Below are 19,610 nucleotides of genomic sequence, written 5' to 3'. Positions count from 1 at the left end.
CGCCCCGGGGCGGGTGTGGGAGGCGGAGCTGGTCTCCGAGCGCGGCCCGCTGCACCATTCCGACGACCTGGACGCGCTGTTCGGCACCGGCAACCACAGGCCCGGGCGGGGGCTCAACGGCTGGCTGGTGCGCTTCTGCCGCACCGGGGAGACGGGGTGGCCTGCGTACGCGCCGGGCCGCGCGGTGCTGCGCGCGGATGTCGACGGCACCGCCTGCGGGGTGGTCACCGACCCGCTGGCGCACGTGCGGCGCGCCTTCGCCCCGGGGAGCCAGGGATACAGCTAGGCGAGCAGACCCCGCAGCCGCGGATCCGCGAGCTCCTCCACCAGCCACGGGGAGAAGGCGAAGGGGGCGGCCTCGGCGGCCGCCTTCAGGTTCGCGCCCGAGACCCACTCCCAGGAATCCACCTCGGCGGGGCTGGGCTCGAGGCCCGCGCGCTGCGCCGGCACGGAGAGGCGGGCGGCGTAGACGGGGCAGAACTCGTTTTCCACGATGCCGCTGGAGTCGGTGGCGCGGTAGGAGAAGTCCGGGAGGACGGGTATCAGCGACTCAATGAGCGCCGGGTCGAGGCCGATCTCCGCGCTGGCGCGTCGGCGGACGGCGTCCTCGAGGGGCTCGCCGGGGCCGGGGTGGCCGCAGAACGAGTTGGTCCACACCCCCGGCCAGGTCTTCTTGGACAGGGCGCGGCGGGTGACCAGGACGGCGCCGGTGGCGTCGAAAAGCCAGCAGGAGAACGCGAGGTGCAGCGGGGTGCGCGCAGTGTGCACCGTGGCCTTGTCCGCGGTGCCGGCGGGCCGCAGGTCGGGGCCGAGGAGGACCACTTCCTCACGGCCCATCAGTTGTTCAGGTTCCCGTCGAAGGTGACGTTGCCGATGGTGAACTGCGCGTTCCAGAGGTTGGAGGGCGAGACGTCGAAGGGGTACTTCAGGTTCACGGTCGCCCCCGCCCCCAGCGGCATGTCGAGACCGACGGAGGTCACACCCGCCTCCTCGCCGGTCCGGGATTTGGCGTTCTCCCTGTTGTTGCCGCCCGAGGTGTAGGTCAGCTTCGGCGTGCCCAGCGCGTCGGCGGGCATGGGGGCGTCGGAGTTGTTCGTCACCGCCACGACGACCACGGTGCCGCCGTTGGGCGCGGAGCTGGTCCCCTGCCAGACGTAGGAGACGTCCATGCCCGGATCCTTCACCCTGTCGCCGTTGAGCTTGTCGGTGGTCACGTCGTCGACGTCGTTGGACTGGAACTGCTCCTCCGGCACGCCGGTCGGGGTGGTCACCTCGATCTCCGTGGCTCCCGGGCCCTTGGCAGAGTCGTCGGACCCGCACGCCGCGAGCGCGAGCGGCAGGGTGAGCAGGGCGGCGGCCGCGCTGAGGGGCAGGCGAAGACTCATCGGGGGGATTCTCCAAAGGGGTCGTGAATACGGGGCGTGCGGCGGAGCGCAGCGGTTTCGCTCCACTTTACAACCCGTTTCCCCGCCCGAGTAGCATCAGGCAACTATGCAGTCCATGATGCGCGTCCTGCGCAGCGCGTCCGCCCTCTGGCCCTTCTACCTCGCCGTTGTCGCCGTCTCCAGCGTGGTGGCCGGGCTCGGCCTCGTCACACCGTTCCTCATCCGCCAGGCCACCGACACGATCGTCGCCACGCTTAACGACGGCACCCCGGCGCCCACCCGCACCATCGTGTGGTTGGCCCTGGCCCTCTTCGCCGCCGAGGCCGCCGCCGCGGGCCTGCGCAACGTCGCCGGGTACATGGGCGACGTGATGGTGGCGCGCATGCGCCAGATCCTGTCCACCCGGTACTTCGCCAAGCTGCTCTCGCTGCCGCAGCGCTACTTCGACAACCAGGTCACGGGCACGATCATCGCCCGCCTGGACCGCTCCATCGCGAACGTCACGCAGTTCATCCAGTCCTTCTCCAACAGCTTCCTGCCGATGCTGCTGCAGGTGGTGGCCATCCTGGCGATCACGGCCTACTACTACTGGCCGCTGACGATCCTGCTCGCGCTGCTCTTCCCCCTCTACACCTGGCTCACCGCGCTGACCTCGTCGCGCTGGCAGGTCTTCGAGGGCGAGAAGAACGCCAACATCGACGAGGGCAACGGCCGCTTCGCGGAGGTCGTGGGCCAGGTGAAGGTAACCAAGTCCTTCGTGGCCGAGGTGCGCGAGCTGGCCAAGTTCAGCGGCCACTACGACAACACCGTGCGCATCACGCGCCCCCAGTCGCGGTGGTGGCACTCGATGGATGCCGTGCGCGGGGTGGCGATGACCGTGATCTTCCTCGGCATCTACCTCATCCTCTTCCTGCGGACCCTGAGCGGCCATCTCAGCATCGGCGAGATGGTGATGCTGCTGCAGATGGTCACCATGGCGCGCCAGCCGGTGCAGATGATGAGCTGGATCGTCGACTCCGCCCAGCGCGCCATCGCCGGTTCGCGCGACTACTTCAAGGTGATGGACGAGGACGTGGAGCCCACCGCCAACGCCCAGATCGTCGCCGCCACCACCGCCGTCGACGTTCCCGACCTCGCGCCCGTGGCTCACGAGCCGCTGCCACCGCGCGAGCCGGTGGTCGCCTTCGACCACGTCACCTTCGCCTACAACCCGGGCGAGCCCGTAATCCGGGACATGAGCTTCATGGCGCGGGAGGGCGAGAAGATCGCCCTGGTCGGCGAGTCGGGCGGCGGGAAATCCACCGTGGTTAACCTGCTGCTCGGCCTCTACCCGCTCACCGACGGCCGGCTCATCGTGTGCGGGCGCGACATCGCCGACCTCGGCGTCGAGGAGCTGCGCGCCTCCACCGGCGTTGTGTTCCAGGAGCCCGCCCTGTTCTCCGGCACGGTGCAGGAGAACATCGCCTACGGCAAGCCGGGGGCGAGCCTGGAGGAGGTCGTGGAGGTGGCAAAGCGCGCCAACGCCCACGACTTCATCATGAAGTTCAAGGACGGCTACGACACCGTCATCGGCGAGCGCGGGCTGCGCCTGTCCGGTGGGCAGCGCCAGCGCATCGCGGTGGCGCGCGCGATGCTGAAGAACGCCCCCATCCTCATCCTCGACGAGGCCACCTCCGCCCTGGACACGAAGTCCGAGCGCGCGGTGCAGGCGGGCCTCGACCAGCTGATGAAGGACCGCACCACCATCATGATCGCCCACCGCCTGTCCACCATTGCCGACGTGGACACCATCATCACCCTGCGCGAGGGCCGCATCGACGAGATCGGCTCCCCCGCCGAGCTCGCCGTGTCGGGCGGCATCTATTCCGAGCTGCTGCAGCTGACCGCCTCGACCAGCGCCGCGGACCGGCAGCGGTTGAAGTCGTTCGGGTTCCACGTCGACGACGACCACGGGGAGGACGGCGAGACAGAGGAGTAGCCCCTACCCCATCTCGAAACCGCTGGCCCACTCGCGGGCCTGATCGGCTTCCGGGGTGCGGCTGCGGGTGAACACGATTGTGTTGCCGTCGGGGTCTGTCGCGGTGAGGTCCGCGGTGAGCCACTCCGTGTCGCGGGGGCCGTCCACCTTCACCCCGGCGCTGGTGAGGGCGTCGGCAAGCGCCGTGAGGTCCTCACCGTGGGCCGCGAAGGTGACGGAGCGCGCGGGGTGCTCCGCCGGGACGAGCAGGACGTCCTGGTTGCGCTCCCGGCGCATGTGGACCACCGCGGGGCTTCCGTCGGGCGCGGGCACGGTGGCCAGTGTGACGAAGCCGGCCGCGTGGTAGAGCGCTTCGCTGCGCCCCAGGTCGGCGACGGCGAAGGTGACGAACATGGGCATGGGATAAATCGATGTGTCAACCATGCCGCCGACGCTAGGGCCCTGCCGCGGGGGCAGGGCAAGAAACGAGGCCCGGTCAGGCCCGCAGCGCCTCCACCCACGACATCCTGCGCCCGTTGTTGAGGATGGTGCTGCGGTAGATCCGGGCCGCGAGCCACATCGCCGCCACCGTCGCCGCCAGGGCAAGGGCGTAGGACCCCAGCAGCTGGGCGAGGCTGAGGTTGCCGCCGGCGTAGGTGATCGGGGCCGTGAAGATGGAGAACGGCGGGATCCAGCTGAGCACCTGGATCCACGTGGCCGAGGTGTGCATCCAGCCGAACATGGGGACGTACATCGAGGCGATGAGGAGGAAGAGGATGGGTGCCTGGGTGGACTGGAGGTCCTCCGTGCGCTGCACCATCGCACCCGCCGCCGCGTAGAGGGCGCCGAAGAACAGCATCGCCAGCAGCCAGGCGAGCAGCAGCACGGGCAGGATCGACCACGACACCTCGACGCGGTCCACCAGCCCCGAGACGGCGAGGCCGACCGCCCCCACCCCGAGGATCAGCGCTGTGAGGACGAACCCGAACACCACGTTGCCGATGATCTTGCCCGCGAGGAAATCCATCGGGCGCACGGCGGCGAGGACGAGCTCGACCACCCGGGAGGACTTCTCCGCGGTGACCCGGCTGCCGATGTTGGCGGCGAAGAGGATGACGGTGAAGACGATGACCATCATCGCAACCAGCGCGGTGAGCAGCCTGGGCAGGTCCGCGTCCGTGACACCGCCGCCGTCAGAGACGTCCACGGCGGTCACGGTCGTGTCCGGGAGGGCGGAGGCGAACTGCTCCGGGGAGACGCCGAGCGACGCGAGCGCCTGAGTGGTGGCGAAGCGCGACGCGACGGCCTCCACCGCCGGCACCGTTTCACCGGCGGAGTCCCCGTCCTGGAGCACCTCCCACCCCTGCGGTCCGGCGACGACGGCCGCGTCGACGTCCCCGCCGCGCACCAGGCCCTCCGCCCCGGGGCGGTCGGCGGACTCCCGCACGTCGAACCCGGAGCCGTCGAAGGCGCTGGCCGGGACGCCGACGACCGCGACGGAGGTGGCCCCGGATGAGTCGTCGTGGTGGGACTTCCAGGCGCTGAAACCGATCATCCCGAGCACGGCGAGCAACAGGACCGCCACCGTCACCCAGATGGATTTCGTGCGGGAGAGCACCTGGATTTCCCGCCGGGCGGTGGTTGTGATGGTCTCGGCGGATGAGTAGGGGCTGGGGTTTGCCATTACTGCACGGCCTCCTTGAACAGGTCGGTGAGATCGGGGACGACGCGGGTGAATTCGTGCACCTCGCCGGCGGCGAGGGCGGCGCGCAGGATCCGCTGGTCCGCCCCCGCAGCCCCGGTGTCGGCGACCTCCAGGACGACGTGGTCGGACGCCTCGAGGACGGGGGCGGTGCCCTTCGGGTACCAGTCGCGCGCGGTGGTGCCCACGCGGTAGCGCACCGGGCCGCGGGCGCGCAGCTCGTCGACGGCCCCCTCCGCCACCATCCTCCCCCGGGAAACAATGCCGACCCTGTCGCACAGCCTCTGCACCAGGTCGAGCTGGTGGGAGGAGAAGATCACCGGCACGCCGTGGTCCCGGGCGCGGGAGACGAGCATCCGGCTCATCACGTCGACGGCCACGGGGTCGAGGCCGGAGAAGGGTTCGTCGAGGATGAGCACGTCGGGGTCGTGGATCAGGCTCGCGGCGAGCTGGACGCGCTGCTGGTTGCCGAGCGAGAGGTCGTCGAGCTTGTCGTCGAGGCGCTCGCCCAGGCCGAGCTCCTCCAGAAGGGCCCGCCCGTTTCGCTTCGCCTCCGGTTCCCCCACGCCGTGCAGCCTGGCCAGGAAGACCAGCTGGTCGAGGATCTTCTCCTTGCCGTAGAGGCCGCGTTCCTCGGGCATGTACCCGATGCGCCGGCGGGTGTCGTCGTCGAGGGGGCGGCCGTCGAAAAGCACCTCGCCCCCGTCCGCCGCGAGGACGCCCAGCGCGATGCGCATGGTGGTCGACTTCCCGGCACCGTTGGAGCCGACGAAGCCGTAGATCTCTCCGGGATGGATGCTCAGGCTCATTCCGTCCAGCGCCTGTGTCCCGCCGAAGCGCTTCGAGAGATCCCGTATCTCAAGGGTGGGCATGCACTGCTCCTCCTGGGTCGGTTGCCGGGGCTGGCCCCGCTGCTGAACAACACTGTTGCACAACTGCACAACGCGCGGGCCGGTGCGCGCGAAAAAAGCGATCCCGCTAACGTGGTGCCACATGGAGCAAACGCCTCAGGCATCAGATTTCAAGCTTCCCGCGCCCGTCGAGCAGCCCTGGCAGCGCCCCGACCCGGAGTGGTACAAGGACGCCGTGTTCTACGAGGTGCTGGTGCGCGCCTTCTACGACCCGGACGGCACAGGCTCGGGCACCCTGAAGGGCGTCGAGGCAAAGCTCGACTACCTCCAGTGGCTCGGCGTGGACTGCCTGTGGCTGCCGCCGTTCTACGACTCCCCCCTCAAGGACGGCGGGTACGACATCCGCGACTTCCGCAAGGTGCTGCCGGAGTTCGGCACGGTCGACGACTTCGTCAACCTCATCGACGCGGCGCACAAGCGCGGCATCCGCATCATCACGGACTTCCCCATCAACCACACCTCCGACCAGCACGCCTGGTTCCAGGAGTCGCGCCAGGACCCGGAGGGGCCCTACGGTGACTACTACGTGTGGACGGAGGACCCGACCGACTACAACGAAGCGCGCATCATCTTCATCGACACCGAGGAGTCCAACTGGACCTACGACCCGGTGCGCAAGCAGTTCTTCTGGCACCGCTTCTTCTCCCACCAGCCGGATCTGAACTACGACAACCCGGCGGTGCAGGACGAGATCCTCGAGGTCATCCGCTTCTGGCTCGACCTCGGCATGGACGGCATCCGCCTCGACGCCATCCCGTACCTCTTCGAGCGCGAGGGGACGAACTGCGAGAACCTGCCGGAGACCCACCAGTTCATCAAGCGGGTGCGCACGCTTTTCGACGAAGAGTACCCCGGCCGCTTCCTCCTCGCGGAGGCGAACCAGATGCCCCACGAGGTGGTGGCCTACTTCGGCGAGGGTGAGGGCGACGAGTGCCAGATGGCGTTCCACTTCCCCGTCATGCCGCGCATCTTCATGGGCATCCACCAGGAAAACGCCCAGCCGATCATCGACATCCTCAACGAGACCCCGGACATTCCGGACTCCGCCCAGTGGGGCATCTTCCTGCGCAACCACGACGAGCTCACCCTCGAGATGGTCTCGGACGAGGAGCGCGACTACATGTACAAGAACTACGCCTTCGACCCGCGCATGCGGGCAAACGTGGGCATCCGCCGCCGGCTCGCGCCGCTGCTGGGCGGGCACCGCGACCGCCTCGAGCTCGCGCACGCCCTTCTGCTCTCGCTGCCCGGTTCGCCCTTCCTCTACTACGGCGACGAGATCGGCATGGGCGACAACATCTGGCTGTTCGACCGCGACGGCGTGCGCACCCCGATGCAGTGGTCCAACGACCGCAACGGCGGGTTCTCCAAGGCCGACCCCGAGCGGCTCTACCTCCCGCCGATCCGCAACGACCAGTACGGCTACCACATCGTCAACGTGGAGTCCCAGATGAACCGCGACAACTCCCTGCTGCACTGGGTGCGGGAGCGGGTGCACATCCGCAAGCAGTACAGGGCCTTCGGCCGCGGGTCCTACACCAACGTCGAGCACTCCAACCCGCAGGTCCTCGCCTTCATCCGCGAGTACGACGGCGAGCGCATCCTCTGCGTCAACAACCTCAGCTCACGCCCGCAGCCGGTGGAGATGCACCTCAGCCAGTACAACGGCGTGGTGCCGCGCGAGCTTTCCGGCGGCATCGAGTTCCCCGCCATCGGTGAGCTGCCCTGGCTTGTCACGCTCGCCCCGCACGGCTTCTTCTGGTTCGACATCTCCTAGGGGGTCTCCACCGTGATCGACATCAGCACCGAGCGCTTCTACGGCGCCAAGTCCGAGCCCGTGGACGCGGTCAGCGTCGCCGCGGAGTCGCCCGCCGGCCAGTTCCGGTGGCAGCTTCTCGACGTCACCCACGGCCGCACCACCGACACCTACCAGGTCCTCACCGACCCGGCGGGCGAGCGCGACGCCCTCGGCGGCGAGCCAGGCGCACAGGCCTACCTGGAGCACTGCCGCAGTTTCGGGGAGGTCCACGGCGAGGTGGGCGGCCGGCGCGCCCGGCCGATGGGGGCGGAGCAGTCCAACTCCTCCCTCATCGTCGACGACGAGTGGGTGCTCAAGGTCTTCCGCCGCCTGGAACGGGGCATCAACCCCGACGTGGAACTGCTTACCGGCATCGCCGACTGCCCCAACGTGGCCGGTGTGCGCGGCCACGTGGAGCGCGACGGCTGCGTGCTGGCGATGCAGCAGGAGCTCATCCGCGGCGGGGTGGACGGTTTCCAGCTGGCCACCGGCTCGGGACTGGGCGACCCGGCCGAGCTCGGGGCGGCGGTGCGCACCGTGCACGACGCGCTGGCTGCCGCGTTCGGCACCGAGACGGTGCCGGGTGAGAGCCTCACCCGCGCGCTCAACGCCCACCTGGATTCCCTCGTCTCCCGTGCCCCGCAGCTCGCGGAGCACGAGGACGCGCTGCGCGGCCTCTACGCGCGCATCCCCCGCGTCGAGGTGGAGGTCCAGCGCATTCACGGTGACCTGCACCTCGGCCAGACGCTGAAGACCGGCGAGCGCTGGTACCTCATCGACTTCGAGGGGGAGCCCGCCCGCCCGCTGGAGGAGCGCCGCTCCCCCGACCACCGGCTGCGCGACGTTGCCGGGATGGTCCGCTCCTTCGGTTACGCCGCCGCGATGGGTGCGAAGGGCGAAAAGTGGGAGAAGTGGGGCGTCGACAAGCTGCTCGAGGGGTACGGGGCCCGGCGCGACCCGATCCTCGCCGCGTACGTGGCGGACAAGGCCGCGTACGAGGTGGTCTACGAGGCCAACAACCGGCCGGACTGGGTGGAGATTCCGCTTCGGGCGATCCGCGCGCTCGCCTGATTCCACTGTGCGGGAAAAACGGTTCCAAAAAATTAGCCGTTAACGCTCCTGACGGGGTACTCTTAGGCAGTTCCACGTCTACAAGGAGGGTTTCCATGGGCTCCACTGTCGCGAGAGACGACAACCCAGATTCCAAGGGTGGCTCGTCGGCCACCGCGATCTTCGTTACGGCGCTCGCGCTGTTTTCCATGTTTTTCGGTGCGGGCAACCTCATCTTCCCGCCGATGCTCGCCGTCGAGGCAGGCGACAACTTCTGGCCCGCCATCCTCGGCTTCCTCGGCACCGGTGCCCTGCTGCCGGTGCTGGCGGTCATCGCCATCGCACTGTCGGGCGCGAACGTGCGCGATCTGGCGCAGCGCGCCGGCTCCGTCTTCGGCGTGGTCTTCCCCGTCCTGGCGTACCTGTCCATCGGCGCCTGCTACGCGCTGCCCCGCACCGGCGCGGTGACCTTCGAGACGGCCGTGACCCCGCTGTTCGGCGTTGAGGGCTTCTTCGCCTCCGCCGTGTTCAACATCATCTTCTTCGGCGTCGCCCTCGCGCTGTCCTGGAACCCGAACACGATCATGGAGAAGCTGGGCAAGTTCCTCACCCCGGCGCTGGTGGTCCTGCTGGTCGTCATGATCGCCGTGTCCCTGTTCAAGTGGCACGCCGACCCGCGCCAGCCCGGCGAGACCTACGCCGAGAACCCCTTCACCTCCGGCCTGCTGCAGGGCTACCTCACCATGGACTCCATCGCCGCGCTGGCGTTTTCCATCGTGGTCATCTCCACGCTGCGCTACAAGGGCTTCCCGGAGGGTAAGGCCGTGGTCAACGGAACGATCATGGCCGGCGTCGGCGCCGGGGCCATGCTCGGCCTGATCTACCTCGGCCTCGGCTCCATCGGGCGCATCATCCCCAACCCGGAGCAGTACGCCAACGGGGCGGGCTTGCTCGCCGACGCGTCCAACCTCACCATGGGCATGGTCGGGCAGATCATCTTCTCCCTCATCGTGCTCCTGGCCTGCATGACCACCGCCGTGGGCCTGATCACCGCCACCGCCGAGTACTTCAGCACCCAGTTCCCCGGCTCCTACAAGACGTGGGCGATCATCTTCGCGGTGACCTCCGCCCTCATCGCCACCCAGGGCCTGGACTTCGTCATGTCCGTCGCGGCGCCCGTGATCGGGTTCCTCTACCCGCCGGCCATCGCGCTGATCTTTGTCACCCTGGTCGAGCCCGCCTTCCGCCGCCGCACCCGCTTCACGTGGGCCTTCACCCTCCCGATCTGGGTCGCGGTGATCTGTTCCGCCATCGAGACCTGCATCGCGCAGGGTTGGGCCGCCGATGCCCTGACCCCGCTGGTGTCCTGGGCGCCGTTCCACGACGTGGACCTCGGCTGGGTTGTCCCCGTCGCCGTGGCCTTCCTCATCGGCCTGGCCGTCGACCTGGCTAAGCCGCGTACGCCGATGGCGATCGGCACCAACGAGACCGTCGACGGAGAGGTCGTCACCGCGTAGCGTGGTGGAATGACTCAACCGCTCTCCCTTCTCGACTTCTGCACCGTCTACCCCGGCGAATCCCCCGCCGAGTCCATGGAACGTTCCGTGGCGCTCGCGCGGAAGGCGGAATCGCTGGGGTTTTCGCGCGTCTGGTACTCGGAGCACCACAACATGGGCTCCATCGCCTCCTCGGTCCCGGCCGTGCTCATCGCCCATATCGGGGCGCGCACATCCACCATCCGTCTCGGTGCCGGCGGTGTGATGCTCCCCAACCACGCCCCCTACGTCGTTGCCGAGCAGTTCGGCATGCTCGAGGAGCTCTACCCGGGCCGCATCGACCTCGGGCTGGGCCGCGCCCCCGGAACCGACCAGCAGACCCTCGGCCGCGCGCTGCGCCGCGACCCCCGCTCCGCCGAGCGCTTCCCCGAGGACGTGCTCGAGCTGCAGGCGTGGCTCTCCGACGACTCCCCCATCCACGGCGTCGCGGCCTACCCCGGCAGGGGCACCAACGTGCCGCTCTACATCCTCGGCTCCTCCATGTTCGGCGCGTCGCTGGCCGCGAAGCTCGGCCTGCCCTACTCCTTCGCCTCCCACTTCGCGCCGCAGCAGCTGGAGCAGGCCACGACCTTCTACAAGGAGAACTACGAGCCCTCCGAGCGCTATCCGGAGCCCTACCTCATCGCGGCCGTCAACGTCACCGCCGCCGAGACCACCGAGGATGCCGAGCGCCAGACCCGCATCGTGCACCGCAACCGCGTGCGCGCCCTCAGCGGGCGGCGGGGACAGCTGCTCAACGACGACCAGCTCGACGCGGTGGTCGACTCCTTCCAGGGCCGGCAGATCACCGACATGCTGCGCTACACAGCAAAGGGGACGGGCCCCGAGGTCGCCGAGTACCTCACCTGGTTCGCGGAGCACTCCAAGGCCGACGAGCTGATGATCTCGTTGCAGGCCGGCAGCCACGGGGAGTCGCTGCGCGGCATGGAGATCCTGGCACACCACTGGCTGGGAAGGTAGCGGGTGGTCGCTGGGGATTTGCCCGGCGTAAGCCGTGTGTATCCTATTCACTCATGAAATCCCACCGGGGCGCGGTCGCGCTCGTGACCGCAGCCGCCTTGCTGCCGCTCACGGCGTGCGGGGGCCGACCGGACGCCCGGGAGCACGACGGGGTGGTCGTGGCCGCCTCTGCGGCCCCGGCCGGGCTCGACTTCACCACCGTCTCCGGGGCCGCCGCGCCGCAGGCGCTCATGGGCAACGTCTACGAGACGCTCGTGCGCATCGACGGCTCGGGCGCCCCCCAGCCCCTGCTCGCCACCTCCTGGGAGGTCAACGACGCGGCAACCGAGTACACCTTCCACCTGCGCAACGACGCGACCTTCTCCAACGGCAAACCCTTCACCGCCGAGGACGCGAAGTTCTCGATCGAGTACGTCCGCGATTGCTGGACCAACGCCCTGAAAGCGAACATGGCGCCGGTGCGGTCCGTGGAGGCCCTCGACCCGCACACGCTCAGGGTCACGCTGACCGCCCCCTCGACGAGCTGGCTGTGGTCCATGGGTACCTTCACCGGGGCGATGATGACCCCCGAGAGCATCGGCCGGCTCGCCACCGCCCCCCTGGGCACCGGCCCCTACACGCTGCGCTCCTTCAACCCCGGTGAGGCCGTCTCCTTCGACGCCCGCAGCGACTACCAGGGCGGGGCGCCGGGGCACAACGCGACGATCCGCTACTTCGGCGACTCCGTCTCCGCCGTCAACGCCCTGCGCGTGGGCGACGTTGACGTGGTGTGGTCGATGCAGGCCCCCGAGCTGCTCGGCGCCCTGCCGGGTGATGTCGGCGTCGAGGTGGGCACCACAAACGGGGAAGTGCTGTTCAGCATGAACAACCGCGCCGCCCCCTTCGACGACCCGGACGTGCGCAGGGCCGCCGCCTACGCCATCGACCGCGCCGCGCTCAACCAGGTGGTCTACAACGGCATGGCCGCAGATACCGGCGGCGCTCCCGTTCCCCCCACCGACCCCTGGTTCCCCGGCCGCGACTACTACCCCCACGACCCGGACAGGGCCCGCGAACTCCTCGCCGGGCGAACCCCCGAGGTCACCATCACCGTCCCCAGCCTCCCCTACACCCAAACCGCGAGCGAGCTCATCTTCTCGCAGCTTCGCGACGTCGGGTTCGATGTCCACCTCGAAACCGTGGAGTTCCCCGCCGTCTGGCTCAACCGGGTGCTCAAGGGCCACGACTACCAGGCCTCCCTGGTGGCGCACGTGGAACCGCGCGACGTGCCCATGCTCTTCGGCAACCCGAAGTATTACCTGGGCTACGACTCACCCCGTACCCGCGAGCTCCTCGCCGCGGCCGAGGTGGGGGCACAGGAGGAGAACATGCGCGCCGCCGTGGACCAGATCATGGAGGACGCGGCCGCGCTGACCCTCGTCAACGCACCCAACATCGTTCTGCTCGCGCCCGGGGTGTCGGGGGTGGACCCGAACGTGGTCACCGACTCCCTGCCCCTGGCCGCAGTGACCAAGGAGGCCGGCTCGTGACAGCCACCCTTGCGCGCACCGTCGCACGCTTCGCCGCTCTGCTCCTCGTGGCCAGCATCGTCATCTTCGCCCTGCTGCGGGCGGTGCCCGGCGACCCGGCGCGCATCGCGCTCGGGGTCTCCGCCACCGACGAGGCCGTCGCGGAGCTCTCCGCCAAGCTGGGGACCGACCGGCCGCTGGCCGTCCAGTATTTCCACTGGATGGGCGGGCTGCTCACCGGGCACTTCGGCGTGTCGATGGCCAGCGCCACCGACATCACCCCGCTGGTGGCGCAGCGCGCCGGGGTCTCGCTCACGCTCACCCTCCTGGCGATGGCGCTCTCCCTGGCCATCGCGGTACCCGCCGGTGTCTACCTGGCGCGCCGCGAAGGAAAACCGGACGCCGCGGTGGTGGACGTGCTCACCCAGCTCGGCATCGTCGTCCCCAGTTTTCTGGTCGGCATCCTCGCGGTGGCGGTGTTCTCCGTGCGCCTCGGCTGGCTGCCGGCCAACGGGTGGGGCACTCCCGCGCACCTCGTCCTGCCGGTGCTGGCGCTGACGCTGGTTCAGGCGGCGATCCTCACCCGCTACGTGCACCGGGCGGTGCGTGGGGAGATGGGGAAGGATTACGTGCGCACGGCGCGGGCGCGGGGGGCGTCGATAAGCGGTGCCCTCTTCTCGCGCGCGCTGAAGAACGCGGCGCTGCCCGTGCTCACGGTGGTGGGCATCCAGCTGTCCAACCTCATCGTCGGGGCGGTCGTCGTCGAGCGTGTCTTCGCGATCCCCGGTCTGGGCACGATGCTGCTCGGTGCGGTGGGCAACCGCGACCTGACCACCGTGCAGAGCGTGATGATGCTCCTGGTGGCGTTCACCCTGGTGGTCAACATGGTGGTCGACCTGCTCTACGCGGTGATCGACCCGCGCGTGAGGAGGCAGGCGTGAGGAACCTGGAGCGGCTCACCGCCCAGCAGAAGACCGGCCTGGCCCTCGCCGCCGCCGTGGCGCTCGTGGCGCTTCTCTCCCTGGCGTGGACCCCCTACGACCCGCTCGAGGCCGACCCCGCCGCGCGCCTGCAGGGCTCCGGCGCGGCGCACTGGATGGGCACCGACCAGTTCGGCCGGGATGTCCTCTCCCGCGTCATGGCGGGCGCGCGCATCACGCTCGTGGTCTCGCTGTGCGCCGTGGGCCTGGCCGCGCTGATCGGCGTGCCGCTCGGCATCTGGGCGGGCATGCGCCGCGGCTGGGTGGAGGCCGCGGTGATGCGCCTCAACGACCTCGCCCTGGCCTTCCCCGCCCTGCTCCTGGCCATCGTCCTCACCGCGGTGTTCGGCGCCGGCATCGGAGTCGTCGTGGCGGCGATCGGGCTGGCGGGGATCCCCGGCTTCGCCCGCGTGGCGCGCGCCGGGACGCTGCAGGTGATGAGCCAGGACTACATCCTCGCCGCCCGCGTCGCCCGCGTGCCGCCCCTGCGTGTGGCCGTGCGCCACGTGGTGCCCAACATCGCGCCCATCGTGGTCGTCCAGGTCTCCGTGGCGCTGGCGCTCGCGATCCTCGCCGAGGCCGGCCTCTCCTTCCTCGGCCTGGGGACACCGGCCCCCTACGCCTCGTGGGGGCGGATGCTGCAGGCCAGCCAGCCCTACCTCGCCACCGCCCCGCACCTGGCGGCGTGGCCGGGTCTCGCCATCGCCCTGACCGTGCTCGGCTTCAACCTGATCGGGGGCGGCCGTGATCAGCGTTAGGGACCTCTCCATCCCCGGCATCCTCGACGGCATCACATTCGACGTCGCGCGCGGGGAGCGCGTGGGCATCATCGGCGAATCCGGTTCGGGCAAGTCCATGACCGCGCTGGCCGTCATGGGGCTTATCGACGACCTCCCGCTCACCGGCTCGGTCACCGTCGGCGGCGTGGAGCTCGTCGGCGCGCCGGACAGGGTGCGCCGGAAGGTCCGGGGGCGCACCGTCGCCATGGTCTTCCAGGAGCCGATGACGGCGCTCGACCCCCTCACCCGGGTCGGCCGGCAGGTCTCCCGAGACCGCGCCCGCGCCCGGGAGCTGCTCGCCGAGGTCGGGGTGGAACGCCCCGACGCGTACCCGCACGAGCTCTCGGGCGGGCAGCGCCAGCGCGTGCTCATCGCGGCGGCGCTGGCGGACGACCCCGACATCCTCATCTGCGACGAGCCCACCACGGCCCTCGACGTCACCGTCCAGGGCCAGATCCTCGACCTGCTCGACCGCCTCGTCGCCGAGCGCGGCATGGGGCTGCTGTTCATCTCCCACGACCTCGCGGTGGTGCGGCGCATGACGCAGCGCACCATCGTGTTCCGGGGCGGGCGGATCGTGGCCCCCGACTCCGACTACGCGCGCTCGCTCGCCGAACTCTCCCGCCCCGGCCCCCCGGCCCCGCCCCGCCCGCTGGGCGCACCCGTGGTGGAGCTCGACCGCGTCCGTCTCACCCGCGGCGGCACGGCGGCGCTGCGCGACGTCAGCCTGACCGTGCGCGCCGGGGAGCGCCTCGGCATCGTCGGTGGCTCCGGCTCGGGCAAGACGTCGCTGCTGCGGGTCATCGCGGGGCTCTCCCGGCCCGATTCCGGTACTGCGCGGGTGGACGGGGACGTCCAGATGGTCTTCCAGGACCCCTACTCCTCCCTCGACCCGCGCATGGCGGTGGCCGACTCCATCACGGAGGCGGGGGTGGACGGCGCGCGCGCCGCGGAGGTTCTCACCGGGGTCGGGCTGGAGGGTACCGGGGCGCGCCGGCCGCGGGAGTTCTCGGGCGGGCAGCGCCAGCGCATCTCCATCGCCCGCGCCGCGGCGCCGCGCCCGACAATCATGCTCGCCGACGAACCCGTCTCCGCCCTCGACGTCACGCTGCGCGCCCAGGTGCTGCGGCTCATCGACGAGGTCGTGGCGGACCATACCCTGATCTTCGTCTCCCACGACCTCGCGGTGGTGCGCGAGCTGTGCCCGACCGTCGCGGTGATCTACAACGGGGAGATCGTGGAGCAGGGCGCGACGGAGGAGATCTGGGCGCACCCGCGCCACCCCTACACGCGCACCCTGCTCGACTCCGCCCTGGCGGCGTCTAACGGGTGACGTAGAGGACCAGCGAGGGGTCCAGGAGGTGTTCCTCGTTGTACTCGAAGACGCTGGTCATGGCCTCGAAGGTATCCAGCTCCCGGCTGGTCAGCTGCGTTTGCTCCCGTGGGGTAGGTGCCTGCATGCCTGCAATCATAGCCCCCGGGTGACAGGGGTGTGATTCTCAGACGATCCCGGCCATGCCGAGCAGCACGTCCATTACCCCGCGCCCGTGGCGGCGCAGCCCGTCGTGCTGCCACTCCCCCGTTTCGTGGACGCGGGCGCCCAGGGCGTCGGCGGTCTCCAGGGAGAACTCGCGCGGCACGTAGATGTCGTGGGTGTAGACCACGGCGTAGGCCCCGTCCACCGGGCGCACACCCTCGTAAAGGTTCGTCCAGTCGTCCTTGACGGCCAGCTCCTGCGCGGCCGCGGCAAAGGGGCGCAGGGCGGGATCCTCGTCGAACTGGAAGGGGAAGATGTGCTCGCCGGTGAGGAGGAACTCCGCGTCGTCCGGCGAGGCGTCGGGGGCGAAGCCCTCGAGCGTCTCCGACACGCGCTGGGCCGACCAGTTGGTCGCGCCCGGCACCGTGCCGCCGTAGATGGACTCGTGGATCGCCGCGTAGAGCGGGGCGCGCTCGAAGGAGACGCGCTCGCCCACCTCGGCGAGGAAGTCGGTGCGCAGCCGCCCGCCGCGGTGGAAGGGCTCCTCCAGCAGCGCGCCGAGCGCGTCAAAGCCGCCCTCCTGCCCCAGCGCCACGCCGATGGTGCGGAAGCGCCGCGGGGTGAGCCGCTCCCCGGTGGGAAGCAGCTCCTCCGTGCCCTCCAGGTGGCGGCACACCTCGCGGATGGCCGCCTCGGCGTGCGGGACCTCCCGGTAGAAGTCCAGGTGGCGGCGCTTGAGTTTGGCAAATGTGGCGCGGTAGACCTCGTCCACCCCGCGCGTGATGGTGGGCAGCCCGCCGGTGAAGAAGGCGTTGCGCACGGACTCGGGGTGGCGGGCGAGGTAGTGCACGAGGCAGAACCCGCCGAAGGACTGGCCCAGCACATCCCAGCTCTCGAGGCCCAGCTCGGCGCGCACGGCCTCAGCGTCCTCGACGATGGAGTCGGCGCGCAGGCGGGCGAGAAGCGGGGCGTCGATAAGCGAGGGCTCGGCCCTGTCGATGCGGGTGGAGCTACCCGTTCCGCGCTGATCCAGGAGCACGACCCGGTAGTGCTCGAGCGCCGCGGTGATCCACTCGAAGCGCTCGCGCGGGGCCGGGGAGCCCGGACCGCCCTGCAGGAACAGGAGGGTGGGCTTGTTCTGATCCTCGCCGGAGTCGCCGAGGACGCGGGCGAAAATGGTGAGGCCGTCGCGCTGGATTTTCATGGGCTCGATCGTATAACCCACCTTGTGCCGGGAGTAACGTGGTGGGCACCGCCAGCAACCGACGTCGCCCCGGGCCACCCGGGAGCGGCTTTTTCGTGCGTGAGGAGCCGCCTGTGAACGTGGATGGAGACAAGACCCGCGACCTTTCCGTCGACGAACGGACCCGCCGCGCCGTCGCGGAGGAACCGCTGCCGAAGCGGCCCGACCCGTGGCGCCTCTTCACCGGGTTCAACTCCTCCGCACCCCGCCTGCCCGGTGCGCTGCGCGCGGCGATCGCGGTGACCGTGCCGGGGGCGATCGCGCTGGCGCTGGGCCAGGACAACGCCTCCATCCTCATCACCTCGGGCGGGTTCGTGGTCATCTACGGCGAGGGCCACCCCTACCGCTCCCGCCTGCGCGTCATGCTCGTGGCCGCGGTGCTCCTCGTGCTCGGCGCGACAGCGGGAGCCTTCGTCGGTTCCGTGATGTGGGCGCAGCTCGCCGCGGGCGGGTCCCACTTCTGGTTCCTGCTCGCCGGCCTCTACACCGTTCTCATCGCCACTGCCGGCGCGTACGTGCAGAACGCCCTGCGCCTGCCCCCGCCCGGGGTGTTCTTCGTGGTCATGGTCGCCGGCGGCTCCACCATGGTCGCGCGGCTCGGTTTCAACCCGCTCGGGGTGGGCGGCTGGGCGGGCCTGGGCGCCCTGTCCGCGGTGCTGGTGGGCATGTCGGGCTGGTTAATTAACCCCCACGGCCCGGAGCGGAGCGCCGTGCGCGCCGCGGCGGAGGCTGTCGACGCCTACGTCACCTCCCCGCCGACGGTGGGAAGGCGCCACAGCGCGCAGTCCGCGGTCTCGCAGGCCTGGTCCTCGCTCAACGACGCCGGGATCATTTCCGGCGGCCGCGTCGCCCGCGGCAGCCAGCGCGACCTGGTGGAGCAGACCCTCGCGGCCAACCGACGGCTCACCCTGCGCAACGAGGAGCTCGGCTCGGCCTCGGAGGCGGACGCGGGTCCGCTTTTCGACGACCACCGCAGCGTCATCCCCCACACCCGGCCCTCGATCATGTACCGGCTGACCCGATCCGCCAACCGCCACTCCCACGCCTTCGTGACCGCCGAGAAGGTCTTCCTGGCCACCGTCTGTGCGGCCGTGGCGGGCGTGGTGCTCGGCTTCGACCGGCCCGACTGGGCGGTGGTCTCCGCCCTGCTCATGCTGCAGTGGGGCCCCGACCGCATCCACGGGCAGGTGCGCGGGCTGCACCGCCTGGTCGGTTCCCTGCTGGGCATCCTCCTCTTCGGCCTCGTCCACCACTTCGGGGTGTCGGGGTATTCCCTGCTGCTGGTGCTGGCCGCGTGCCAGTTCGGCGCCGAGTTCTTCGTCACTCGCAACTACGCGCTGACCGTCATCATCACCACCCCCCTCGCCCTGCTGATGGGCGACTCGATGCGCCAGCCGTTCAGCGAGGTCTTCGCCGCGCGCACCGTCGAGGTGGTGCTCTCCGTCGTCTTCGGTTCGCTGTTCCTCTGGGCGTGGCGGCCCAACGCCGACCGCGCGCGCCACCGCCGCCTGCGGATCCGCTGCCGCAAGGCGATGGGCTCGCTGCTCGGCGCGCTGCTGGTCACCCCACCGAGCGGGGCGAAGGAGGAGCGCCGCGACCTGCAGTACGAGCTGCTCTCCGAGCGCCGGGCGGTCAACTCCCTGGCCGTCGACCACCCCCGCGCCGCGCTCGCGGTGTGGGCCGACCACGTGGACATCCAGCGGGCGGGTTACGCCATCCTGGACTACTGCAGCGCGCACAACGACGACATGCTCACCGCCGGGCAGGTCGGGGAGCTCGCGGGGCACCTGAAGAGGGTGCTCTAGCTCGGTTTCCGGTCCTCGAACACCGCCACGGCGATCTGCACCCGGTTGTCCACCCCGAGCTTCTCCGCGATGTGGCGCAGGTGCGTCTTCACGGTCGTCGGCGCAATGAAGAGCCGCCCCGCGATCTCCATGTTGCCCATCCCCTCGGCGACCAGCTCCGCGACTTCCCGCTCGCGCCCGCTCAGCAGCGCGAGCCTCCCGCTTTGCGACGCACCCCTCCCCCGCCCCGGCGCGTCCGCCAGCGCCACCAGCGAGGCCAGCACATCCGGGCTAAGCAGCTGCTGGCCCTGCGCCGCGGCGCGCACCGCCGCGATCAGCGCCGCCGGGCGGGTGGACTTGAGCAGGAACCCCACCGCCCCGGCGCGCAGGGCGTCGAGGATGAAGGCGTCAGTGTCGAAGGCGGTGAGCATCACCACGGGCACGTCCGCGGTGGCGGGGGCGGCCTTCAGCGCGCGGAGCGCCACGATGCCGTCCATGCCCGGCATGCGGATGTCCATGA

The 19,610-nt window shown here is 70.2% G+C and carries 18 protein-coding genes and 1 pseudogene; 11 read left to right on the top strand and 8 right to left on the bottom strand.

The annotated features are described in order from the left end of the window. Positions 1-286: pseudogene (locus tag B3611_RS05780) on the top strand (carboxylesterase/lipase family protein); the annotation flags it as partial. Here B3611_RS05780 and idi read toward each other — a convergent pair. Next, entirely contained in the window at positions 283-837 is a 555-nt protein-coding gene (idi, locus tag B3611_RS05775; protein ID WP_291314135.1) for an isopentenyl-diphosphate Delta-isomerase, read from the bottom strand. The pseudogene B3611_RS05780 and the gene idi sit on opposite strands and share 4 nt — an antisense overlap. Next, positions 837-1,385 (bottom strand): hypothetical protein, encoded by a 549-nt coding sequence (locus B3611_RS05770; RefSeq protein ID WP_291314134.1) that lies wholly within the window; start codon positions 1,383-1,385, stop codon positions 837-839. Before B3611_RS05770 ends, idi begins: the two co-directional genes overlap by 1 nt. Before the next feature lie 106 nt (positions 1,386-1,491). On the opposite strand from B3611_RS05770, the gene B3611_RS05765 reads away from it, so the two are divergent. After that, positions 1,492-3,363 (top strand): ABC transporter ATP-binding protein, encoded by a 1,872-nt coding sequence (locus B3611_RS05765; RefSeq protein ID WP_291314133.1) that lies wholly within the window; start codon positions 1,492-1,494, stop codon positions 3,361-3,363. Between the two features lie 3 nt (positions 3,364-3,366). Here B3611_RS05765 and B3611_RS05760 read toward each other — a convergent pair whose 3' ends face one another. Genes B3611_RS05760 through B3611_RS05750 form a run of 3 tightly spaced genes read right to left on the bottom strand, consistent with a single transcriptional unit; the run spans position 3,367 to position 5,916 of the window. Further along, positions 3,367-3,786 carry a VOC family protein gene (locus B3611_RS05760; protein WP_291314132.1) on the bottom strand — a complete coding sequence of 140 codons (420 nt, stop codon included), beginning with the start codon at positions 3,784-3,786 and terminating at the stop codon, positions 3,367-3,369. Positions 3,787-3,838: 52 nt separating this feature from the next. Then, on the bottom strand, positions 3,839-5,026 hold the full coding sequence (locus tag B3611_RS05755) for an ABC transporter permease (protein WP_291314131.1): 1,188 nt from the start codon (positions 5,024-5,026) through the stop codon (positions 3,839-3,841). Beyond that, a complete protein-coding gene (locus B3611_RS05750) occupies positions 5,026-5,916 on the bottom strand; it encodes an ABC transporter ATP-binding protein (RefSeq protein ID WP_291314130.1) in 891 nt (296 codons plus the stop codon). Before B3611_RS05750 ends, B3611_RS05755 begins: the two co-directional genes overlap by 1 nt. 121 nt (positions 5,917-6,037) lie before the next feature. On the opposite strand from B3611_RS05750, the gene treS reads away from it, so the two are divergent. From treS to B3611_RS05710, 8 genes are all read left to right on the top strand, one after another. Further along, entirely contained in the window at positions 6,038-7,732 is a 1,695-nt protein-coding gene (gene treS / locus B3611_RS05745; protein ID WP_291314129.1) for a maltose alpha-D-glucosyltransferase, read from the top strand. A 12-nt stretch (positions 7,733-7,744) separates the two neighbouring features. After that, on the top strand, positions 7,745-8,824 hold the full coding sequence (locus tag B3611_RS05740; protein WP_291314128.1) for a phosphotransferase: 1,080 nt from the start codon (positions 7,745-7,747) through the stop codon (positions 8,822-8,824). Positions 8,825-8,919: 95 nt separating this feature from the next. Next, positions 8,920-10,320 carry a branched-chain amino acid transport system II carrier protein gene (brnQ, locus tag B3611_RS05735; protein WP_291314127.1) on the top strand — a complete coding sequence of 467 codons (1,401 nt, stop codon included), beginning with the start codon at positions 8,920-8,922 and terminating at the stop codon, positions 10,318-10,320. Between the two features lie 9 nt (positions 10,321-10,329). Continuing rightward, positions 10,330-11,319 carry an LLM class flavin-dependent oxidoreductase gene (locus tag B3611_RS05730; RefSeq protein ID WP_291314126.1) on the top strand — a complete coding sequence of 330 codons (990 nt, stop codon included), beginning with the start codon at positions 10,330-10,332 and terminating at the stop codon, positions 11,317-11,319. A gap of 53 nt (positions 11,320-11,372) precedes the next feature. After that, positions 11,373-12,848: an ABC transporter substrate-binding protein gene (locus B3611_RS05725; RefSeq protein WP_291314125.1), complete on the top strand. Its 1,476-nt coding sequence runs from the start codon at positions 11,373-11,375 to the stop codon at positions 12,846-12,848. Then, positions 12,845-13,768 carry an ABC transporter permease gene (locus B3611_RS05720; RefSeq protein WP_291314124.1) on the top strand — a complete coding sequence of 308 codons (924 nt, stop codon included), beginning with the start codon at positions 12,845-12,847 and terminating at the stop codon, positions 13,766-13,768. Before B3611_RS05725 ends, B3611_RS05720 begins: the two co-directional genes overlap by 4 nt. Continuing rightward, positions 13,765-14,565, top strand: a complete 801-nt coding sequence (locus B3611_RS05715) for an ABC transporter permease (protein WP_414646305.1) — start codon at positions 13,765-13,767, stop codon at positions 14,563-14,565. Before B3611_RS05720 ends, B3611_RS05715 begins: the two co-directional genes overlap by 4 nt. Further along, on the top strand, positions 14,552-15,919 hold the full coding sequence (locus tag B3611_RS05710; RefSeq protein ID WP_291314123.1) for an ATP-binding cassette domain-containing protein: 1,368 nt from the start codon (positions 14,552-14,554) through the stop codon (positions 15,917-15,919). The genes B3611_RS05715 and B3611_RS05710 overlap by 14 nt, the downstream gene beginning before the upstream one ends. Here B3611_RS05710 and B3611_RS05705 read toward each other — a convergent pair. Continuing rightward, positions 15,909-16,046 carry a hypothetical protein gene (locus tag B3611_RS05705; RefSeq protein ID WP_291314122.1) on the bottom strand — a complete coding sequence of 46 codons (138 nt, stop codon included), beginning with the start codon at positions 16,044-16,046 and terminating at the stop codon, positions 15,909-15,911. The genes B3611_RS05710 and B3611_RS05705 overlap by 11 nt on opposite strands. Positions 16,047-16,085: 39 nt before the next feature. Then, positions 16,086-17,267 (bottom strand): alpha/beta fold hydrolase, encoded by a 1,182-nt coding sequence (locus B3611_RS05700; protein ID WP_291314121.1) that lies wholly within the window; start codon positions 17,265-17,267, stop codon positions 16,086-16,088. Positions 17,268-17,380: 113 nt separating this feature from the next. On the opposite strand from B3611_RS05700, the gene B3611_RS05695 reads away from it, so the two are divergent. Then, positions 17,381-19,111 (top strand): FUSC family protein, encoded by a 1,731-nt coding sequence (locus B3611_RS05695; RefSeq protein WP_291314120.1) that lies wholly within the window; start codon positions 17,381-17,383, stop codon positions 19,109-19,111. Here B3611_RS05695 and B3611_RS05690 read toward each other — a convergent pair. Beyond that, the coding region (locus B3611_RS05690; RefSeq protein WP_291314119.1) for a LuxR C-terminal-related transcriptional regulator at positions 19,108-19,610 on the bottom strand (503 nt) is incomplete at its 5' end. The two genes, B3611_RS05695 and B3611_RS05690, sit on opposite strands and share 4 nt — an antisense overlap.

The sequence above is a fragment of the Corynebacterium sp. UBA2622 genome (assembly GCF_002339505.1).
GTDB lineage: Bacteria > Actinomycetota > Actinomycetes > Mycobacteriales > Mycobacteriaceae > Corynebacterium.
This window is presented reverse-complemented; position numbering and strand designations above follow the sequence as displayed.